18 protein-coding genes and 1 riboswitch are annotated in these 17,201 nt (G+C 37.5%); of the genes, 2 read left to right on the top strand and 16 right to left on the bottom strand.

The genetic code is table 11. The features are described from left to right. Positions 1 to 69: 69 nt before the first annotated feature. Together AC2VNP_RS07465 and AC2VNP_RS07460 are read right to left on the bottom strand one after the other, a co-directional pair. Complete coding sequence (locus tag AC2VNP_RS07465; protein ID WP_486916716.1) at positions 70 to 2,052, bottom strand: VapE domain-containing protein; 1,983 nt, start codon at positions 2,050 to 2,052, stop codon at positions 70 to 72. Further along, the gene (locus AC2VNP_RS07460; protein ID WP_486916715.1) at positions 2,043 to 2,333 is read right to left on the bottom strand and encodes a helix-turn-helix domain-containing protein; all 291 of its coding nucleotides are present in this window, start codon (positions 2,331 to 2,333) and stop codon (positions 2,043 to 2,045) included. Before AC2VNP_RS07460 ends, AC2VNP_RS07465 begins: the two co-directional genes overlap by 10 nt. Before the next feature lie 161 nt (positions 2,334 to 2,494). Between AC2VNP_RS07460 and AC2VNP_RS07455 the strand changes: the two genes are divergently transcribed. Both AC2VNP_RS07455 and AC2VNP_RS07450 read left to right on the top strand, forming a co-directional pair. Next, positions 2,495 to 2,905, top strand: a complete 411-nt coding sequence (locus tag AC2VNP_RS07455; RefSeq protein ID WP_486916714.1) for a helix-turn-helix domain-containing protein — start codon at positions 2,495 to 2,497, stop codon at positions 2,903 to 2,905. A gap of 16 nt (positions 2,906 to 2,921) precedes the next feature. Further along, complete coding sequence (locus AC2VNP_RS07450) at positions 2,922 to 4,079, top strand: tyrosine-type recombinase/integrase (RefSeq protein ID WP_486916713.1); 1,158 nt, start codon at positions 2,922 to 2,924, stop codon at positions 4,077 to 4,079. An 81-nt stretch (positions 4,080 to 4,160) separates the two neighbouring features. Here the strand turns inward: AC2VNP_RS07450 and sufB are convergent, their stop codons facing one another. The 14 genes from sufB to gcvH form a co-directional block, all read right to left on the bottom strand. After that, positions 4,161 to 5,558, bottom strand: coding sequence for a Fe-S cluster assembly protein SufB (gene sufB, locus AC2VNP_RS07445; RefSeq protein WP_486916712.1), 1,398 nt, complete (start codon positions 5,556 to 5,558; stop codon positions 4,161 to 4,163). Positions 5,559 to 5,570: 12 nt separating this feature from the next. Further along, positions 5,571 to 6,014 carry a Fe-S cluster assembly sulfur transfer protein SufU gene (gene sufU, locus AC2VNP_RS07440; protein WP_486916711.1) on the bottom strand — a complete coding sequence of 148 codons (444 nt, stop codon included), beginning with the start codon at positions 6,012 to 6,014 and terminating at the stop codon, positions 5,571 to 5,573. After that, a complete protein-coding gene (locus AC2VNP_RS07435) occupies positions 6,001 to 7,224 on the bottom strand; it encodes a cysteine desulfurase (RefSeq protein ID WP_486916710.1) in 1,224 nt (407 codons plus the stop codon). The genes sufU and AC2VNP_RS07435 overlap by 14 nt, the downstream gene beginning before the upstream one ends. After that, positions 7,224 to 8,519: a Fe-S cluster assembly protein SufD gene (sufD, locus tag AC2VNP_RS07430; protein ID WP_486916709.1), complete on the bottom strand. Its 1,296-nt coding sequence runs from the start codon at positions 8,517 to 8,519 to the stop codon at positions 7,224 to 7,226. The genes AC2VNP_RS07435 and sufD overlap by 1 nt, the downstream gene beginning before the upstream one ends. Before the next feature lie 19 nt (positions 8,520 to 8,538). Further along, entirely contained in the window at positions 8,539 to 9,318 is a 780-nt protein-coding gene (sufC, locus tag AC2VNP_RS07425; RefSeq protein WP_275120834.1) for a Fe-S cluster assembly ATPase SufC, read from the bottom strand. Between the two features lie 638 nt (positions 9,319 to 9,956). Next, positions 9,957 to 10,100: a YuzK family famiily protein gene (locus AC2VNP_RS07420; RefSeq protein WP_486916708.1), complete on the bottom strand. Its 144-nt coding sequence runs from the start codon at positions 10,098 to 10,100 to the stop codon at positions 9,957 to 9,959. Between the two features lie 474 nt (positions 10,101 to 10,574). After that, positions 10,575 to 10,970 (bottom strand): carboxymuconolactone decarboxylase family protein, encoded by a 396-nt coding sequence (locus AC2VNP_RS07415; protein ID WP_275120833.1) that lies wholly within the window; start codon positions 10,968 to 10,970, stop codon positions 10,575 to 10,577. Between the two features lie 240 nt (positions 10,971 to 11,210). Next, positions 11,211 to 12,065, bottom strand: a complete 855-nt coding sequence (locus AC2VNP_RS07410; protein WP_486916707.1) for a MetQ/NlpA family ABC transporter substrate-binding protein — start codon at positions 12,063 to 12,065, stop codon at positions 11,211 to 11,213. A 16-nt stretch (positions 12,066 to 12,081) separates the two neighbouring features. Further along, positions 12,082 to 12,750: a methionine ABC transporter permease gene (locus tag AC2VNP_RS07405; protein WP_486916706.1), complete on the bottom strand. Its 669-nt coding sequence runs from the start codon at positions 12,748 to 12,750 to the stop codon at positions 12,082 to 12,084. Further along, on the bottom strand, positions 12,743 to 13,765 hold the full coding sequence (locus AC2VNP_RS07400; protein WP_486916705.1) for a methionine ABC transporter ATP-binding protein: 1,023 nt from the start codon (positions 13,763 to 13,765) through the stop codon (positions 12,743 to 12,745). Before AC2VNP_RS07400 ends, AC2VNP_RS07405 begins: the two co-directional genes overlap by 8 nt. Before the next feature lie 194 nt (positions 13,766 to 13,959). After that, positions 13,960 to 14,077: riboswitch (SAM riboswitch) on the bottom strand. An 83-nt stretch (positions 14,078 to 14,160) separates the two neighbouring features. Continuing rightward, positions 14,161 to 15,402, bottom strand: coding sequence for an MFS transporter (locus AC2VNP_RS07395; protein ID WP_486916704.1), 1,242 nt, complete (start codon positions 15,400 to 15,402; stop codon positions 14,161 to 14,163). A gap of 366 nt (positions 15,403 to 15,768) precedes the next feature. Beyond that, positions 15,769 to 16,182, bottom strand: a complete 414-nt coding sequence (locus tag AC2VNP_RS07390) for a DUF4395 domain-containing protein (RefSeq protein WP_486916703.1) — start codon at positions 16,180 to 16,182, stop codon at positions 15,769 to 15,771. 124 nt (positions 16,183 to 16,306) lie between these two features. Further along, a complete protein-coding gene (locus tag AC2VNP_RS07385; protein WP_486916702.1) occupies positions 16,307 to 16,552 on the bottom strand; it encodes a YusG family protein in 246 nt (81 codons plus the stop codon). A 258-nt stretch (positions 16,553 to 16,810) separates the two neighbouring features. Further along, positions 16,811 to 17,194 (bottom strand): glycine cleavage system protein GcvH, encoded by a 384-nt coding sequence (gene gcvH, locus AC2VNP_RS07380; RefSeq protein ID WP_486916701.1) that lies wholly within the window; start codon positions 17,192 to 17,194, stop codon positions 16,811 to 16,813. Between the last annotated feature and the right edge of the window lie 7 nt (positions 17,195 to 17,201).

The raw sequence follows: 17,201 nt of genomic DNA, 5'->3' as shown, positions 1-17,201 counted from the left end.
TCATGTCAGCCATGATACTAAGTTTCGCCATAATATCTACCATGTTAAATAATTTTTAGAGAGCAAAAACTAACCTTTGAATGAAGGATGTATCCCACTTGGTAATGATTTTGAGTAATCATTTATAAATGGTGGAACAGTCCATGCTCTTGGACGGCTTTTATCATGGTACTCACACCCTTTTTTTCTTAATGCCTGTGCTACATTTTTTGATTTAGCTGGCAGTCCTAATACATCACATATTTTCTCAGAGGATACTTTTCTCCATTCTTTTTTATCTACTTCCCAATCAAAATTAAGTTCTACTCTTATTTCAGCTTCGGTTAATGTTTCATAATTATTGTTCTCATCCTTTTGTTGCTCTTTTTCTTCATCAGATAAATGATGAGTTTCGCCGTTAGCTGCTAAATAAGCGATTTCTCCCCAAAATTGTTCCAAATCAATATGATCCAATCGGTCAATTTTTTTACCTGTTTTAATAACGGCATATCGTCTATTACCTGTCTTATCTTTCAAAAAAGTTTCATCATTTACGGTAGCACATAAAATAGTTTGCCTTGGTGCAATTTCTGATAGCCGTTCAAATGGTTTTCGTAGTTCATCCATGCTTTTCGTAATAAATGCTTTTATACGAGCTTGCTCATGCTTCATAGTAGCATCTAATTCTCCTAATTCTACTAGAAAATGACTAATACATTCTAAGACGATATCTTTATTTTCAGGATTTAATTCAAGTCCTTCTTTGAAGTATTCATTAAGGGGGAACAAAGATTTAAACCATGTTGTTTTTCCATTACCTTGTTCACCTTGCAAAACTAAAACAAATTCTTGATTCATTTTTCCATCCGAATTTCCAGCTAGTCGAACAGCTTGAATACACCATTTTACAAAATAAGCCAATGCCAATCTTCGGTCTGTTCTACTGTGCAAAGTATTAAAAACACTCTCAATTCGACTGATTCCATCCCATTTATTTTTTGCTTTCTCTAGAAAATGTGTTATTTTGTTAATAGAATTATTTCTAGCCAAAGTCATTAAATGGTCAATTAACATATTTTTATTGATTTTATAGCCGTGGTTAATAGCAAAATCCATTATTCTAATAGCATGGTAGTCCATGATATAACCACTAAAATCCTTATTGTCAGATGCCATAAAAGAACGTTTTTTTATTACATCATAATAAACTGTAACATTAAGCATATTTAAAATAACTTGAGTGTTTTGCAAACATACAATTTTTTTATTTTGCTCGTTTGTTAAGAAAGCTGGGTTAACTCTATTTGGTTCCCAATCAAATGCTGAATTTGTTAAAGTATCAACATCCTTCTCTGGAAAATCCGTTTTATCTAAAACAAAATATTCATAAATTAATTTCATGGATTTAAAGGCTTCTTCACGAGGAATACCCCAGACATTTAATCTACATGCGAATTTATGCAAAGTATCATTTCTGCTTCCTTTTTCTAATGGAAGCGGAAATTCATAATCATCTTTCTTTTTCATAACTGGATATAAGAAGAAAGGTAGTTCATCAAGTTCTTCATTTTGTGAAAGGATATAACGGTTTTCCGTTTTCTCTGTTGGAAAAACAATATATCCTTTTTCTGTTGTCCTTGTATCAATGACAACACCTAATTGGGTGTAATATTTCGAAATTTGTTTAACTAATTTTGTGGATTCCTCACTTGCTTTAAAAATAAACTGGAACCCCTTTGGAGTCTTTATACAATGATAACGATACCCCTCCTTCCCCAACAATTTATTTAATAACTCTCCTGTTGCTACTTCATCCACATCAACAACAATTCGATTTTTAGGAATGACAATACCAACCCATCCATTTGAAGCTAACCATCTTGAGATATCTAAATCACTTTCAAAATACTCCCACGTTTTTCCCGTTGGTTTTTTAGCGTCATCATATTTTTGACTAAAATTTTTACTTGAGTAACCCCTTAATTTCAAAATCTTAGCTTCTGGTAGAATTTCGTTTACTTTAATAAGAATAGATTTTTCCTGTTCCATCCCTTCTAAGCTTACTAATCCCATTCTATGGTGCCACCTTTTTTTCTAACATCTATTGACCAACGCTTAATATATGCCTCTACTTCTTTACGAGGAAACAACCACTTCTTTCCCACTCGCAAAGCTGGAAAATCAGGATTATATATAAATAATTTTTCTACGGTTGGTCTGCTTAACGAAAGCATTTTACAAAGTTCTTTCATATCCATAAGCAATGTTTGTTGTTCCCATTCTTCTAAGCGTTTTTGAACCTCTTCAAGATAAATTGTTTTTAATTCGTTTTCATTCAAGTTGATGTTCAACATTAGCGAACCCCTTTCTAATTTTATTTACTATTTGCGACCACAACCACACAATAACATTTTTTTAAATTGATTGCAAATGCATAACAAAATTAGTTTACTTTTGCGACCGTTTGGTTTAAAATGAAGTAGAAGTAAAAATACAAAAAGGGAGAGATAACATCGTGAACACTTTCGGGGAAAATTTAAGGAAATTAAGAAAAGAAAAAGGACTTACTGTTAGAAAACTAAGTGAATTATCAGGGGTTGCACACTCGTATCTATCACAAGTTGAAACAGGGAAAAGAGGAGTTCCAAAAGTAGAAACACTTGAAAAGATTGCAGTAGGACTTAATATTCCATCAATTGATTTACTAGTACAAGCAGGATATATTGACCCAGATGATTATATGAAAATGAAAAACGAAAGAGAAGATATTGAGTGGTCACTGGAAGAACAGAAACAAAATAAACAAAAGTCATCCATTGATTTATTACTTGATTCCAAAGACCCACTATTTTATAAAGATAAACTACTGACAAAAGAAGAAAAATCAAAAATTAAAAGCCTTATCGAAATCGTCCTAAAGGATTGAAAGGGGAAAAGGAAAGATGGCAAACATAAGACAATTACCTAGTGGCAAATGGCAAGCACGTGTCCACAAAGACGGAAAATTAGTAAGTGTCGGTACATTCAGAACTTCAAAAGAAGCAAAAATCGAAAGTGCAAAAGTTGAAGAACGTATTTATTACGGTCAAACCTTGAATGATAGAAATATGTTGTTTAAGGAGGTTCTAAACGATTGGTTGGAACACAAAAAAGCCAATGTTAAAGAGTCAACCTTTGTTCAACTTGAAGTGATTATCAGAAATCACATCTTACCCACATTTGGGGATAAAAAAATAATGACGATAAAAAGAACTGAAATAAAAAGGTGGATTGCTACATTTGGAGAAATAAACGAAAACGGCAAAGAAAAATATTCATTTGGTTCGAGGTTGAAATATCTTTCAGTTATGAAAAGTATCCTACATTATGCGGTTTATGAACTTGAGGTACTTGAAAAGAACCCTGCTGATAAATTAAAGGTTCCTGTTAAAGACTCTGTTGCATTAAAAAAGGAAAAAGTGAAATATTTCAGCCTTGAAGAATTAAATCAGTTATTGGATTTCATGAAAACCTATAAACATCAGCGCTTCCCTGATTATCAGCTTTATTATACGCTCATGCTCTTTTTAAGCAAAACTGGTTTGAGGATAAGTGAAGCATTAGCCTTAAGATGGGAAGATATTAATGGCGATAAAATAACGATAGACAAACAAACTAGTCGTGATGATAATAACAATGTCAAATTGACAACATTAAAAAATTCCTCTTCCTATCGCACAATCAAAATAGAACCTGATTTAGTCCGTGAATTAAAGAAGTTCAAAATGAAGCAAAATGAATTACTTTTAGGTAATCCAAGGTTCCGCAAAAATGAAGATAGCATTATCTTTCAAAATTTTAACGGGCATTATTTAACACCTTCTACTATACGAGAAACCATGCAAGATTACTGCAAAAAAGCCGGTGTTGATTATAAAGGCACTCATGGCTTTAGACATACTCATGCAGTTCTGGCACTTGAAGCAGGTGCAAGCCTTAAATATGTATCAAATCGCTTAGGGCATAAAACCATCAAAACAACAGCGGATACTTATCTTGATGTAACTGAAAAAATAGAAGAAGACGAACTTCAAAAGTTCGCCTCCTACACTAAAAGGTAATTTCAACTCAACTTGGCACAAAGTTGGCACGACACCAAATTAGTACCCTATAAAACCCCTAAACCCTTTGATATATAAAGGTTATCCAATACTACCTTCCATCTCGAACTTGATCAGACGGTTCATCTCTACTGCGTATTCCATCGGTAATTCTTTTGTGAATGGCTCGATGAAGCCCATAACAATCATCTCAGTCGCTTCTTCTTCAGAAATACCACGACTCATTAGATAGAACAGCTGATCTTCAGAAACTTTAGATACCGTCGCTTCGTGCTCTAATGTGATGTTGTTGTTTAAGATTTCATTGTAAGGAATTGTATCAGAAGTTGATTGGTTATCCATGATTAACGTGTCACACTCAATTTTCGCTTTTGAGCCTTCTGATTTACGTCCGAAGTGAGCAATCCCACGGTACGTTACTTTACCACCTTGTTTTGAGATCGATTTAGAAACGATAGTCGATGAACAATTTGGTGCTAAGTGATGAATTTTCGCTCCAGCATCTTGGTGCTGACCTTTACCAGCAATCGCAATAGAAAGGATCGTACCTTTTGCTCCTTCACCTTTCATAACAACTGCAGGATATTTCATCGTTAACTTCGAACCAATGTTACCATCAACCCATTCCATCGTAGCGCCTGCATCTGCAACTGCACGCTTTGTAACAAGGTTGAAGATGTTTGGTGCCCAGTTTTGGATCGTCGTATAACGGCAGTAACCGCCTTTATTAACGATAATTTCAACAACCGCACTATGAAGTGAGTTTGTTGAGTAAACTGGCGCAGTACAGCCTTCTACGTAGTGTACGTGGCTGTCTTCGTCTGCGATGATTAACGTACGCTCGAATTGACCCATGTTTTCAGAGTTAATACGGAAGTACGCTTGTAGAGGTGTTTCAACCTTAACGCCTTTTGGTACGTAAATGAAAGATCCACCAGACCACACTGCAGAGTTAAGTGCCGCGAATTTATTATCAGTAGGAGGAATTACTGTACCGAAGTACTCTTTAAAGATATCCTCGTTTTCTCTTAAAGCAGAGTCCGTATCTTTAAAGATAATTCCTTGCTCTTCAAGATCTTCTTGCATGTTGTGATAAACAACCTCAGATTCGTACTGAGCCGATACACCCGCTAAATACTTTTGCTCTGCTTCAGGGATACCTAGTTTATCAAACGTATTTTTAATTTCTTCTGGAACCTCATCCCAAGACTTCTCTGACTTTTCGGACGGCTTTACATAGTACGTAATGTCATCAAAATTTAATTCAGAAAGGTCGCCACCCCATTGCGGCATTGGCATTTTATAAAACTGTTCAAGTGACTTTAAACGAAAATCTAACATCCACTGTGGCTCACTTTTCATTCGAGAAATTTCCTCGACGATTTCACGAGTTAATCCCTTTTTCGAACGGAAAATCGAAACGTCTTTGTCTCTAAAGCCATATTTATATTCACCGATTTCCGGCATCTTCTTAGCCATGAGAAAACCTCCTTATTCGTTTTCGCTTTGAATACCCTTTTCCATCGCTTTCCACGCTAACGTTGCACATTTAATTCGTGCTGGAAACTTTGATACACCTTGTAGTGCTTCAATGTCACCTAAGTCAAACGTCGAGTCATCATAATCTTTACCTTGCATCATATCGGAAAAAATTTGAGACATCTGTAATGCTTCTTCAACAGATAGACCTTTAACAGCCTGTGTCATCATTGATGCAGAAGCAAGACTGATAGAGCAACCTTCACCTACAAATTTAGCAGCTGTGATTTTATCATCTTCTACTTGCATTTGTAATTGAATACGATCCCCACATGTCGGGTTATTCATATTCACCGTTACAGAATCTCCTTCAAACTCTCCACGATTTCGAGGGTTTTTATAATGGTCCATGATCACTTGTCGATATAAAGTATCGAGATTGTTACCTAAAGACATCGCCGAAATACTCCTTTGTTTTTATTAATCCATTGACAAGTGCATCAACATCTTCTTTTGTATTGTATAAATAAAAACTAGCTCTTGCTGTTGCTGTTACGTTCAGCCACTTCATTAATGGCTGAGCACAGTGATGACCTGCACGAACAGCAATGCCTTCAGCATCAAGCACTGTCGCAACATCATGTGGATGAACATCGTCAATGTTGAAAGTAACTACTCCTGCCCGCTTTTTCGGACCGTAAATCGTTAATCCTTCAATTTCAGACATACGCTCCATCGCATATAGCGCGAGTTCATGCTCGTGCGCTAGGATTGCATCCATGCCGACTTCCTCAAGGAAATCGATCGCTGCCCCTAATCCAATGGCACCTGCAATGATTGGTGTTCCACCTTCGAACTTCCAAGGAAGCTCTTTCCATGTTGATTCTTGCAAACCAACAAAGTCAATCATTTCCCCACCAAACTCGATTGGCTCCATTTTTTCTAATAACTTTTTCTTCCCGTAAAGAGCACCAATCCCCGTAGGACCAGCCATCTTATGACCAGAAAAAGCAAAGAAGTCACAATCTAAATCTTGCACGTCGATTTTCATATGAGGTGTACTTTGAGCACCGTCAACAACCATCACAGCACCATGCTTATGAGCAATCGCTGCGATTTCTTTGATTGGGTTAATTGCCCCTAATACGTTAGAAACCTGCATAACCGATACAATTTTTGTTTGTGGAGTTACAGTTTCCTCAACATCCGCTAAATCAATACTCCCATCTTCTTGTAGTGGAATATATTTTAACGTCGCTCCAGTAGCTTTAGCTACTTGTTGCCACGGAATGATATTACTGTGGTGCTCCATCGGTGTAATGACGATTTCATCACCTTCACCGAGGTTGGCACGTCCGTAACTGCTAGCAACTAGATTGAGTGCTGTTGTCGTTCCTCTTGTGAAAATAATTTCTTCTGTTGAGTTGGCATTGATAAACTTACGAACCTTTTCCCTTGCACCTTCATAACCATCAGTTGCAAGTGTACCGAGGGTATGAACCCCACGATGTACATTAGAATTATAGCGACGATAATAATCATCTAAAGCTTCAATGACTTGAATTGGCTTTTGAGACGTTGCCGCACTATCTAAATAAACAAGTGGGTTCCCGTTCACTTCCTGATGTAAGATTGGAAATTGTTTGCGAACCTCTTGAACGTTCATTATTTTACTTTCCTTTCGATAACTTCCGTAAAACGCTCTTTTACAGATTCAACTGGAAGTTGGTTTACAACTGGTGCTAGGAAACCATGAATAATTAAGCGTTCAGCTTCTTTTTGCGTAATTCCACGACTCATTAAATAGAACATTTGTAGTGGATCAATTCTTCCTACAGATGCAGCGTGACCCGCTGTTACATCATCTTCATCAATAAGAAGGATCGGGTTCGCATCTCCACGAGCTTTTTCACTTAACATTAATACACGTTCAGTTTGCTCACCGTTTGATTTTGAAGCTCCATGTTCAATTTTCGTAATTCCGTTAAAGATCGCAGTTGCTTCTTCACGCATTACGCCATGTTTTAATATATATCCTTCAGAATGTTTTCCATGATGGAAAATCTGAGTTGTGAAGTTTTGTTTTTGTGTCCCGCGCCCGATCGTTACAGTTTTGGTATCTGCATAAGAACCTTCACCGATCAGGTGTGTTGTGTTTTCACTTACTGTATTTCCGTCATTCATTTGACCAAGTGCCCAATCTACCCGAGCATCGCGGCCAACATGCGCACGACGAACAACATAAGTTGTTACGTTCTCAGAAAGATTATCAACCGCACCGAATGAAACGCGTGCTCCAGCACCTGCATATACTTCAGCCACGATGTTAGCAACCGTTTCTTCTTTAGGGCCTCCAACATAGTTCTCTACATACGTAACTGAACTATTATCTTCTGCAACTACGATCACGTGGTTGAATAATGCAGCTTCACTTACATTGTAAACGGCTTGAAGAGGAACAGTCACCTCTGTATTTTTTGGTACATAGATAAAAGTACCACCATTCATTAATGCCGCATGAAGAGCAACCAGACGGTTTTCGTCCACATTTACAGCGTCTGCCATAAAGTATTTTTCCACTAATTGTCCATGCTCTTTAAGTGCTGTTGCTAGGTCTGTAAAAATAACACCTTGTTGCTTAACCGCTTCGCTCACTTGAAGACGAGCTGTTGCACCATCTTTTTGAACGACAATGTTTTGTTCATTTGTTGCTTCACCGGCTAAACCTTTAACCTCATCGCTTAACTCTTCAAAAGAAGTTGCTGTTACATCTTGAAGGTGAGCAAATTGAGTGAAGTTCCATTTATCAATCTTTGTTTTATCTGGTTTTGGTAAATCTAATTTTTCTGCTAAGTCAAGCGCTTTTAAGCGAAAATTTAATAGCCATTCAGGTTCGCCGCGCCCTGTAGAAAATTGTTTAACATACTCTTGATCGAACGCAAGCTTCGTTTCCACTGACATATTATCCCTCCTCACTACCTTATGCTTCTACTTTTTCATCTTCAATGCCAAGTTCTTCTTTAATCCAGTCGTAACCTTCTGCTTCTAAACGTTCAGCAAGTTCAGCTCCACCAGATTTTACGATACGGCCTTGCATCATAACGTGAACTTTATCAGGAGTGATGTAGTTCAGTAAGCGTTGGTAGTGAGTAATGATAAGACAGCCAAACTCTTCTCCACGCATTGCATTAACACCTGTAGATACTACTTTAAGAGCATCGATATCTAGACCTGAGTCAATTTCATCTAAAACGGCAATCTTTGGCTCAAGCATCATTAATTGAAGGATCTCATTTCGTTTCTTTTCTCCACCAGAGAAGCCTTCATTTAAGTAACGTTGAGCGAACTCTTGATTCATTTCAAGTAAATCCATTTTCTCATCTAATTTACGGATAAATTTCATTAATGAAATTTCGTCTCCTTCTTCACGGCGAGAGTTGATCGCTGAACGAAGGAAGTCCGCATTTGTAATTCCGCTAATTTCACTTGGATATTGCATTGCTAAAAATAGACCAGCTTGAGCACGCTCATCTACTTCCATTTCTAAAAGGTCTTCACCGTTGAAAGTGACTTTCCCACTAGTGATTTCATATTTAGGGTGACCCATAAGTGCAGACGCTAATGTAGATTTACCTGTACCGTTTGGTCCCATGATCGCGTGGATCTCTCCACCGTTAATTTCTAGGTTGAAATCCTTTAAGATTTCCTTACCTTCTATTGCTACATGAAGATTTTCAATCTTTAAGTATGGTGCTGTCATTCTTTCCTACCTCCAATATTTTATCTTAAGATTACACTGCCCTCTTGACGAAAGAAGTGCTTTTGTTTATTCTCAATTTATTCTCATTACAATCTTATATCAAATCCAAAGTAAGTTCAACTTTTTTAACAACATTTATACACTTATTATATATTTATGTATAGAAAGTATTTTATGACCTTGTCCAACCGTCCAACCTACTAATAGTTTCTCAACTCAGCAACAAAGTCATACAGAGAAACATAGAAGTGCAGGTTTAGTTGTCTGTGGACTTTGTGCCGTCACAGTTCTCGAACAATGGTTAAACTCCTATTGTTTAGAAGACAGACTAACTTTGTATCCCCTATTTTAGAGGACTGAGAGGACCTTATTTTAACCAAACTGACCTAATTAAGAGGTTCAGCGGACTGAGAGGACCCTATTTGCTTAATATCATTAAAAAACACAGCAAAAAGTTCTGAATAAGGGCTTTTGAGTCCGTTACGGTCCCCCAAAGCATGCTTTTTAATGAAATAACGGCCTGTGAGTCCGTTAAGATCGTAAACTTTAAACAAATAGAAAATCTCATGCAAAAAAAACTAAGATAAGAGGCTGACTCATCATAAAAGAGTCAGCCTCTTATTTCTCTTATCTTTATTTTACCGTTGATTGAGCTCAATAGCTAGTTTAATGGAACGTTTATATTCTCTTTCACGCGACTTTTCAACTTCTAAGCGCTTCTCCAGGCTGCGATTGTACTCTTCGTAACCAATTCCGTGGTTCTGTTGCATCGCCTTTTCCATTTCGCCTGTGTAATTCGTGTGAATCGTTTGGATAATAAATCAATCCTTTCTTTTTTATAAGGTAACTGACGGTTTGCAATCAAATAACTTGAATGCTTCAGTTACGCTTACTCTATAAAGAATCATATCATCCTCACGATATCTTCCCAACTGCGGTATAGTGTGAAATTTTCTGACAATGTATCGTTATGCATACTCACCTTTTCTCACATAGCAATGCTATACAATTTAGCTCATATGCTCTTTATAACTCGCAGATTGAAAAAAATGAGAAAATCGCAAGCACCTGTTTAGCGACGTACGGGCTGGAGCCCACCGTATGAAATAAAGGAAACACGGTGAAAGGAAATGAACCGATGTTGACTTATCCAATGAGGTGAGCGAAGTCTCGCTGGGCACTGGAGCTAGATACTTCGAATGTTACCTTCCATGTCTAGTGTGAGAAATTCGAACATAAAGCATAGCGCCGAGTCATTAATGTTTCTTTTGATTACCTGAAGAACCCAGCTCGGAAATAGCTTCTTGAACGAGCGTAACAGCTTGGCTCATTGCTGCACCGCCACCAAATGCCGCAGTAACACCGAGAGCTTCTAAAATTTCGTCTTCACTGCACCCCTCGTCAAGACAGCCTTTTGTATGATAGATAATGCAATACTCATCCTGTGAAACGACACTAATCCCTAATGCGATCAGCTGCTTATCTTTTTTAGATAACTTTCCTTCTTTAAAGCACGCTTCTGTAAACTCATTAAACTTCCCCGCGACATCAGGCATTTTTTGCAAGAATTGTCCTAAGCCTTCTTTATACTCTTGTAAGGCCATTTGAATGACACTGTCTTGCTGATTATCTTGATTTTGGTTTTGTTCCATGTGTATGTACCTCCTTTTTATCTGAACACTTTAACATTCCTATTATTCCTTAGTATTTCCATTTCATGTATAAAACTCCCACGCCATTTTCGTGAAGCTCCAAATTCTTACTCTCCTTGGACTTAGTCATCATTACTCTGTTTGTGCTTAGGCACACACAATTAGTTTTCCTTATATTAAGAACAAAAAAGTGGCATTGGAAAATGAATTCCAACGCCACTCTTGATCATAAAATTTAACTTACTCACTCCACGGAATAACTGCACCGTCATACGTTTGAAGAATGAAGTTTACCACTTCTTCAGAACGTAATACTTCAAATAAAATGTGAAGTTCTGGACGATCTACATCTTCAGAGCGAACAACGATTAAATTTGGTTGAAGTACATCTTGTCCTTCAAAGGCAATACCGTAATTTTCGATATCTACTCCACCTTCAAGAGCATAGTTTGTGTTAATGACAACAGCGTCACCTTCTCCACTTTCAAATGATGGAGCAAGTAATCTTGCTTCAACAAGTGTTGAGAAGTCTAAGTTTTTCGGATTTGACACGATATTTTCACGTTGTGCTAATTGTCCTTCTTCAACGTCTAGCTCAATGACACCTGCGCGCTCAAAGATAGGTAAAATACGACCGTGGTCACTGAAAGAATCACTCATGATGATTTTTGCTCCATCAGGTAGCTCATCTAAGCTACTGAATTCTTTTGAATAAACACCAATAGGTTCAGCATGAATTGGCCCAATGCTTTCAAATTCATAACCAAATTCTTCGATTTGCATTGCTAAATAACCTGGCGTTTGGAAGTAGTTTGCATCTAGCTCGCCTTCATTTAATGCTTGGTTTGGTAAGATATAATCTGTGAATGTTTTAATTTCTAGATCAATCCCTCTTTCAGCTAAGAGTGGAGCAGCAAATTCAAGTACTTCTGTATGTGGAACAGCAGATGCCCCTACAACTAATTTAACATTCTCTTCTTGAGTTGCTTCTTCTCCTGGAGTTTCTTCTGTTTGTGGCTCTTCAGCACCACCACCACATGCTACTAATGATAAAGATATTGCTGCAGCTCCAATTAAACTTAAGAACTTTTTCATTTCTTTTTCCCCCTTATTAACGTTTGTCAGTTTTATATGTGAAATAATCTCCAATCCATTGAATAATGAATACGATCAATAAGATTGTGATTGTTGCCACCATGGTAACAGTTGTATTGTTTCGTTGGAAACCTTCTAAATAGGCAAAGTGACCAAGACCTCCAGCACCGATAACCCCTGCCATCGCTGTGTAACTAACTAAAGCAATTGCGGTTACCGTGATCCCTGAGATTAACGCAGGTAAAGACTCTGGAATTAACACCTTATAAATAATTTGCCAGTTTGTTGCCCCCATCGATTGTGAGGCTTCAATAACACCTTTATCAATTTCTCTTAAGGCGATTTCCACCATACGGGCATAGAAAGGAGCCGCACCAATAATTAAAGCAGGAAGCGCTGCATTTGCTCCTAACATCGTTCCCATTAACATTCTCGTAAATGGGATGAGTAGTACAATTAAAATGATAAAAGGAATAGACCTGAACACATTGACAATCGTACTTACGATTAGATTAGCGGGACGGTTTTCCCACAGGTTTCCTTTACTTGTTAAATATAAGATAAGTCCTAAAACAAGCCCAATGGCGAATGTGGCTACAACGGAAATTGATGTCATATAAATGGTTTCGACCGTTGCTTCCCACAACTTGTCCCATTTCATTTTTGCAAACCATTCATTAAACATGATCGATCACCTCCACTTGTACTCCTTCTTCACGAATGAAAGCAATCGCACGATCAATTTCTACGACATCTCCATCAATCTGGATAAACAGTGTTCCGTATGCCCCTTCTTGCGTCTGCGAAATTTTACCTTGTAGAATATTAACTTCTATATCAAACTTCCGAATAATTTTCGTAATGAGGGGCTTTTCCGTCTCTTCCCCTATAAAACTTAATTGAACGACTTTTCCCGATTCATCTTCAATAATATGAGAGATCGTTTCCTTCGTTTCCTCTGGATCTGTCACCTGTTTTACAAATTGTTTTGTAATTCCAGCTTGCGGGTTTTTAAATACATCCAGAACAGGCCCCATCTCAACAACTTTCCCGGCTTCCATGACAGCGACACGGTGACAAATCTTTCGAATGACATGCATCTCGTGTGTAATCAAAACGATCGTTAAGCCGAGTTTTTTATTAATATCTACGAGTAGTTCTAGGATTGAGTCCGTTGTTTTTGGATCTAATGCTGAAGTCGCTTCATCACAAAGGAGAACTTTCGGATTGTTCGCGAGCGCTCTAGCAATCCCAACCCGTTGCTTCTGCCCGCCACTAAGCTGAGAAGGATACGAACCGCCTCTTCCTTCTAGACCGACGAGTTTAATCAGTTCTTCCACTCGTTTTTGACGCTGTTCTTTCGGTACGCCTGCTATTTCTAATGGGAAGCCTATATTCTCACTTACGGTTCTCGACCACAATAAGTTAAAGTGCTGAAAAATCATACTAATTTCTTGCCGTGCTTTACGTAGAGATTTCCCTTTTAACGAAGACATCTCTTTACCGGCAATAGTAACTGTTCCTTCAGACGGACGCTCAAGGCTATTCAGCATACGAATTAAAGTACTTTTTCCAGCACCACTGTAACCGATGATCCCGAATATTTCTCCGTCTTTAATTTCTAAGTCAACACGGTCGACCGCTGTAACAATTCCATCTTTCGTTTTAAAAAGTTTGCGAATGCCGCTTAAATTTATCATGGTGCCTCCTTTAATCGTTTTTTCTCTCTCGCCATCTTATCTATCTATTTATCTATCTATATTTTTCCTATTGGCTTACTAGTAATAAGGCTTGCAAACTCCTATATAGAGATAGTAGGTAAGTGTTGGTAATAAAAAAAACCTTCCCGTCAACAGATGAACAGAAAGGTTTAGTCACAATGTTAGTGTCCTTTCTCTCATCTTTCAAGGCATTTCACCTTGCAGGATTTAGCACCTTTCTTAACACATTTTCATGTTTTCAAAGGTTGCCGGGTTTCTTCGGGCCAGTCCCTCCACCACTCTGGATAAGAGCTTGAAGCTATTAAATTACTTTACTCAATGAAAGAATAATAACATGTGTCGAAAATTGTTGTCAACAGGTTTTAAATAAATGTTTATTTAACTTTTCTAAATACTAAATAAAAATAAATCGAACCAATTAAATACAAACAACCTGTAATCGTAAAAACGATAGCATAACCGTAATACGCCCCGTACATCATGACAAGCGTCATCGAAACCGGTCCCATGACTGCCCAGCCGAGTTGGAAGACCATTTGCCCTACTGAGTTAGCTAACCCCTTAATTGAGTCATCTACACTTCTCATCATTAATGACATCTGAATAGGGTTTCCGGCATTCATTAGTGCTTGACGGAAAAGGAAACCAATAACTGCCAACCATAAATTTTCTGTATAAGCTGTAAGTAAAAGGAAAGGTAAGGATGCTAACTGTAAAATAACTACCGCACGAACTTCACCAAAACGTTTTACAACGGCAGGACCAATCATAAACGCAACGGCTGTCATCGCTTGACCTAAAGATAAGATAATACCGACAAGTGATTTGCTAATTTCAAAGCGGTCTGTAAAATATATGTTCAAATACGGTATAACAAGACCGGAACCAAAGCCAATAATTAACTGTGCAATGGCAAAAAGAGCGATCATTTTTAGCCCGGACTTTTGTGTTTTAAAAATATTTTTAAATGAACTTGCTGCTGTTTTTTCGGTCTTAAGTTTTCTTTCTTCGTTAATCTTCATAATTGGAATGAGAGATGTAAAGAAAAATATGGACCCCACGAGCAATGTAATTCGTACACTCCACAACGCACTAAACGAAAATAATGCCTGTAAGACATCACTTAACGTACCACCTAATGCATTCCCTATGACATTTGCAACCATGATGAGGGCAAAATTAAAGCTAAATAAATGAACCCTTTGCTTTTCTGTAGAGTTTTCCGCTAAAAGCGGTATAGAAGACACTTGAATAAACGACATAAAAATCCCTGTGGCAAACGCACTAACAAGAAGCAGCGATTCCGCTTCTAATACGGATCGTGTTAACATCGTAACAGAAGCAAAGATTGCCCCAACTAATATAACTTTTTTTCGACCTACTTTATCACTCATAATTCCAGCTGGTAATAAAAAGATTGCTGACGCCATCGCTGTCATTGCAATTACTTTCCCGTTTACCTGGTCGTCATATCCGAGTTCACGTATATAATAGTTGTAAATGATCATGAAAATGCCCATCCCGACATTCACTAAAAAGGATGCGAGTAAAAATAACCGAACATTTTTGTTATAGCTCTTGAGCTGATTACCCCAATCGCCAATAAATTTTGACATGCTACAAACCTTCCCCGAAATTAATTTCGCTACCCTAAATATAATAGTCAATTATTTCGAGTTTGCCTAGAGTTTTGCATCAACTATTTTTTTGTAAAATTACGGTTATGTCCACGGTGCTTTCATATCAAGGGAAACCGTTCGATTTTTTAATGATACGGTGGCTGCGTGAAAGTAATGGAAAAAAAATTTCTCTAGTTCGCATAAACAGCAATGATGTCAGCTTCTCCTAAAGGGAATGAGAGGATCGATATATAGCCATATTGAAGGTTTAGCAGTCCCAACAGTTGACTTTTTTAATAAGATAACTGCGCTGACTAGTTACCTTGCTTATTTAAGCAAAAAAATGAGGGGGCAACAGCCACCTCATTTTTTCATTTCATACTTCATTTTCTTAAATTGAAAATACATAAAACAACCAACGCAAAACCCGAGCAAAGCGACTGAAGCTGCTATAGTAACCATTCCAACGAGAACCCATCCGAACCAATGGCCGGTTGTTAGCAACACAATCAACGCAATGCCTAATAAGCTTGCTGCAATCGTTTGATTGAAACGCTGCAGTTCGGCTGCTTCTGTTTCGTCATTAGAAACATCTTTTATCAGCATTTTCGCCACTTTAAATGTAATGTTTGCCTTAGGACCGAATAATAGCGGTAATAACACGATTAGTAAAGTAAGTGCTAGTAATGATACATTCTGAAGTAAAATTGAAACTATAGTGAGGACAACCATAACATACTGATTGGCTCTAACATAAGACTTTGGAATTTCTTTCATCTTTCCCCTCCTAATTCCGATTAACCTTATTAGTTTAATTTATTTTATGATGAACAGATCGATAAGGCAATAAAAAATTAAGTTTAGAAAGTAAAAAAGCGAGGGAATTTACCCCCGCTCTTTTCTAGCACCACCCTAAGTCACAATCATCCACATACTTCTCTTGTTTCTCTGGATGAGCATTCTCATAACGGTATACTTTATTACTGTCGAACTCAAAGCCTTCAGCCATCTCATACTGATTACCTTGGTTCGTCATAATTATTTTTCCGATACGAGCTTCATCCATGTATAAATTCATTGCACCGTTTTCTAATTTCCCATCCACCTTGCTTGTTACATCCACTTTTTTCATTTGCTTTTCAATCATCAAACAAAACCTCCTTCTTAACTCGGGCGGTTGTTTTTACAATTCCCCAAAAAGCAGTTTTTCAAACCAGCCACAGATGAGTCGCACCTAATTGTAGTCTATCAGTGTGGTTCTTTTATATAACGTAAAAAGAGGCTGACATCAAGGTTTATCCGTTCTTATGAGATATAATCCACATCCTCAATAAGAACTCACCCATGCGATATCAGCCTCTTTAAAATGGCTTATTTAAAAACGAAGGTTAGATTTTAGTTAATCTTAGTCTTCACTAATCATTTCTTGATATTTTTCAGCTGTCATTAACTTATCTAACTCAGACTCATCTGAAAGCTCTACAACGATCATCCAAGCTTTTTCGTATGGAGATTCGTTTACAAGCTCAGGAGCATCGTCTAAATCTTCGTTAATTTCAACAACTTTACCGCTTACTGGTGCATAAAGCTCAGATACTGTCTTAACTGACTCAACGCTACCGAATGCCTCATCCGCTGTAATATCATCCCCCACTTCTGGAAGTTCAACGAATACGATATCGCCAAGCTCAGACTGTGCGAAATCTGTAATCCCTATGTAAGCTTTATTTCCTTCAACTTTTACCCACTCATGCTCTTCTGAATATTTTAACTCTTTTGGTAAGTTCACGTAATTC

The sequence above is a fragment of the Alkalihalobacterium sp. TH-98 genome, from assembly GCF_057473385.1.
Note: the sequence above shows the minus strand (reverse complement) of the source record. Positions and strands in the feature narration are given on the sequence as shown.

Excerpts from the sequence above, each read along its gene's own strand:
- AC2VNP_RS07465 (WP_486916716.1), bottom strand. The coding sequence starts at position 2,052 with ATGGGATTAGTAAGCTTAGAAGGGATGGAACAGGAAAAATCTATTCTT.
- AC2VNP_RS07460 (WP_486916715.1), bottom strand. The coding sequence starts at position 2,333 with ATGTTGAACATCAACTTGAATGAAAACGAATTAAAAACAATTTATCTT.
- AC2VNP_RS07450 (WP_486916713.1), top strand. The coding sequence starts at position 2,922 with ATGGCAAACATAAGACAATTACCTAGTGGCAAATGGCAAGCACGTGTC.
- sufB (WP_486916712.1), bottom strand. The coding sequence starts at position 5,558 with ATGGCTAAGAAGATGCCGGAAATCGGTGAATATAAATATGGCTTTAGA.
- sufU (WP_486916711.1), bottom strand. The coding sequence starts at position 6,014 with ATGTCTTTAGGTAACAATCTCGATACTTTATATCGACAAGTGATCATG.
- AC2VNP_RS07435 (WP_486916710.1), bottom strand. The coding sequence starts at position 7,224 with ATGAACGTTCAAGAGGTTCGCAAACAATTTCCAATCTTACATCAGGAA.
- sufD (WP_486916709.1), bottom strand. The coding sequence starts at position 8,519 with ATGTCAGTGGAAACGAAGCTTGCGTTCGATCAAGAGTATGTTAAACAA.
- sufC (WP_275120834.1), bottom strand. The coding sequence starts at position 9,318 with ATGACAGCACCATACTTAAAGATTGAAAATCTTCATGTAGCAATAGAA.
- AC2VNP_RS07420 (WP_486916708.1), bottom strand. The coding sequence starts at position 10,100 with ATGGAAAAGGCGATGCAACAGAACCACGGAATTGGTTACGAAGAGTAC.
- AC2VNP_RS07415 (WP_275120833.1), bottom strand. The coding sequence starts at position 10,970 with ATGGAACAAAACCAAAATCAAGATAATCAGCAAGACAGTGTCATTCAA.
- AC2VNP_RS07410 (WP_486916707.1), bottom strand. The coding sequence starts at position 12,065 with ATGAAAAAGTTCTTAAGTTTAATTGGAGCTGCAGCAATATCTTTATCA.
- AC2VNP_RS07405 (WP_486916706.1), bottom strand. The coding sequence starts at position 12,750 with ATGTTTAATGAATGGTTTGCAAAAATGAAATGGGACAAGTTGTGGGAA.
- AC2VNP_RS07400 (WP_486916705.1), bottom strand. The coding sequence starts at position 13,765 with ATGATAAATTTAAGCGGCATTCGCAAACTTTTTAAAACGAAAGATGGA.
- AC2VNP_RS07395 (WP_486916704.1), bottom strand. The coding sequence starts at position 15,402 with ATGTCAAAATTTATTGGCGATTGGGGTAATCAGCTCAAGAGCTATAAC.
- AC2VNP_RS07390 (WP_486916703.1), bottom strand. The coding sequence starts at position 16,182 with ATGAAAGAAATTCCAAAGTCTTATGTTAGAGCCAATCAGTATGTTATG.
- AC2VNP_RS07385 (WP_486916702.1), bottom strand. The coding sequence starts at position 16,552 with ATGATTGAAAAGCAAATGAAAAAAGTGGATGTAACAAGCAAGGTGGAT.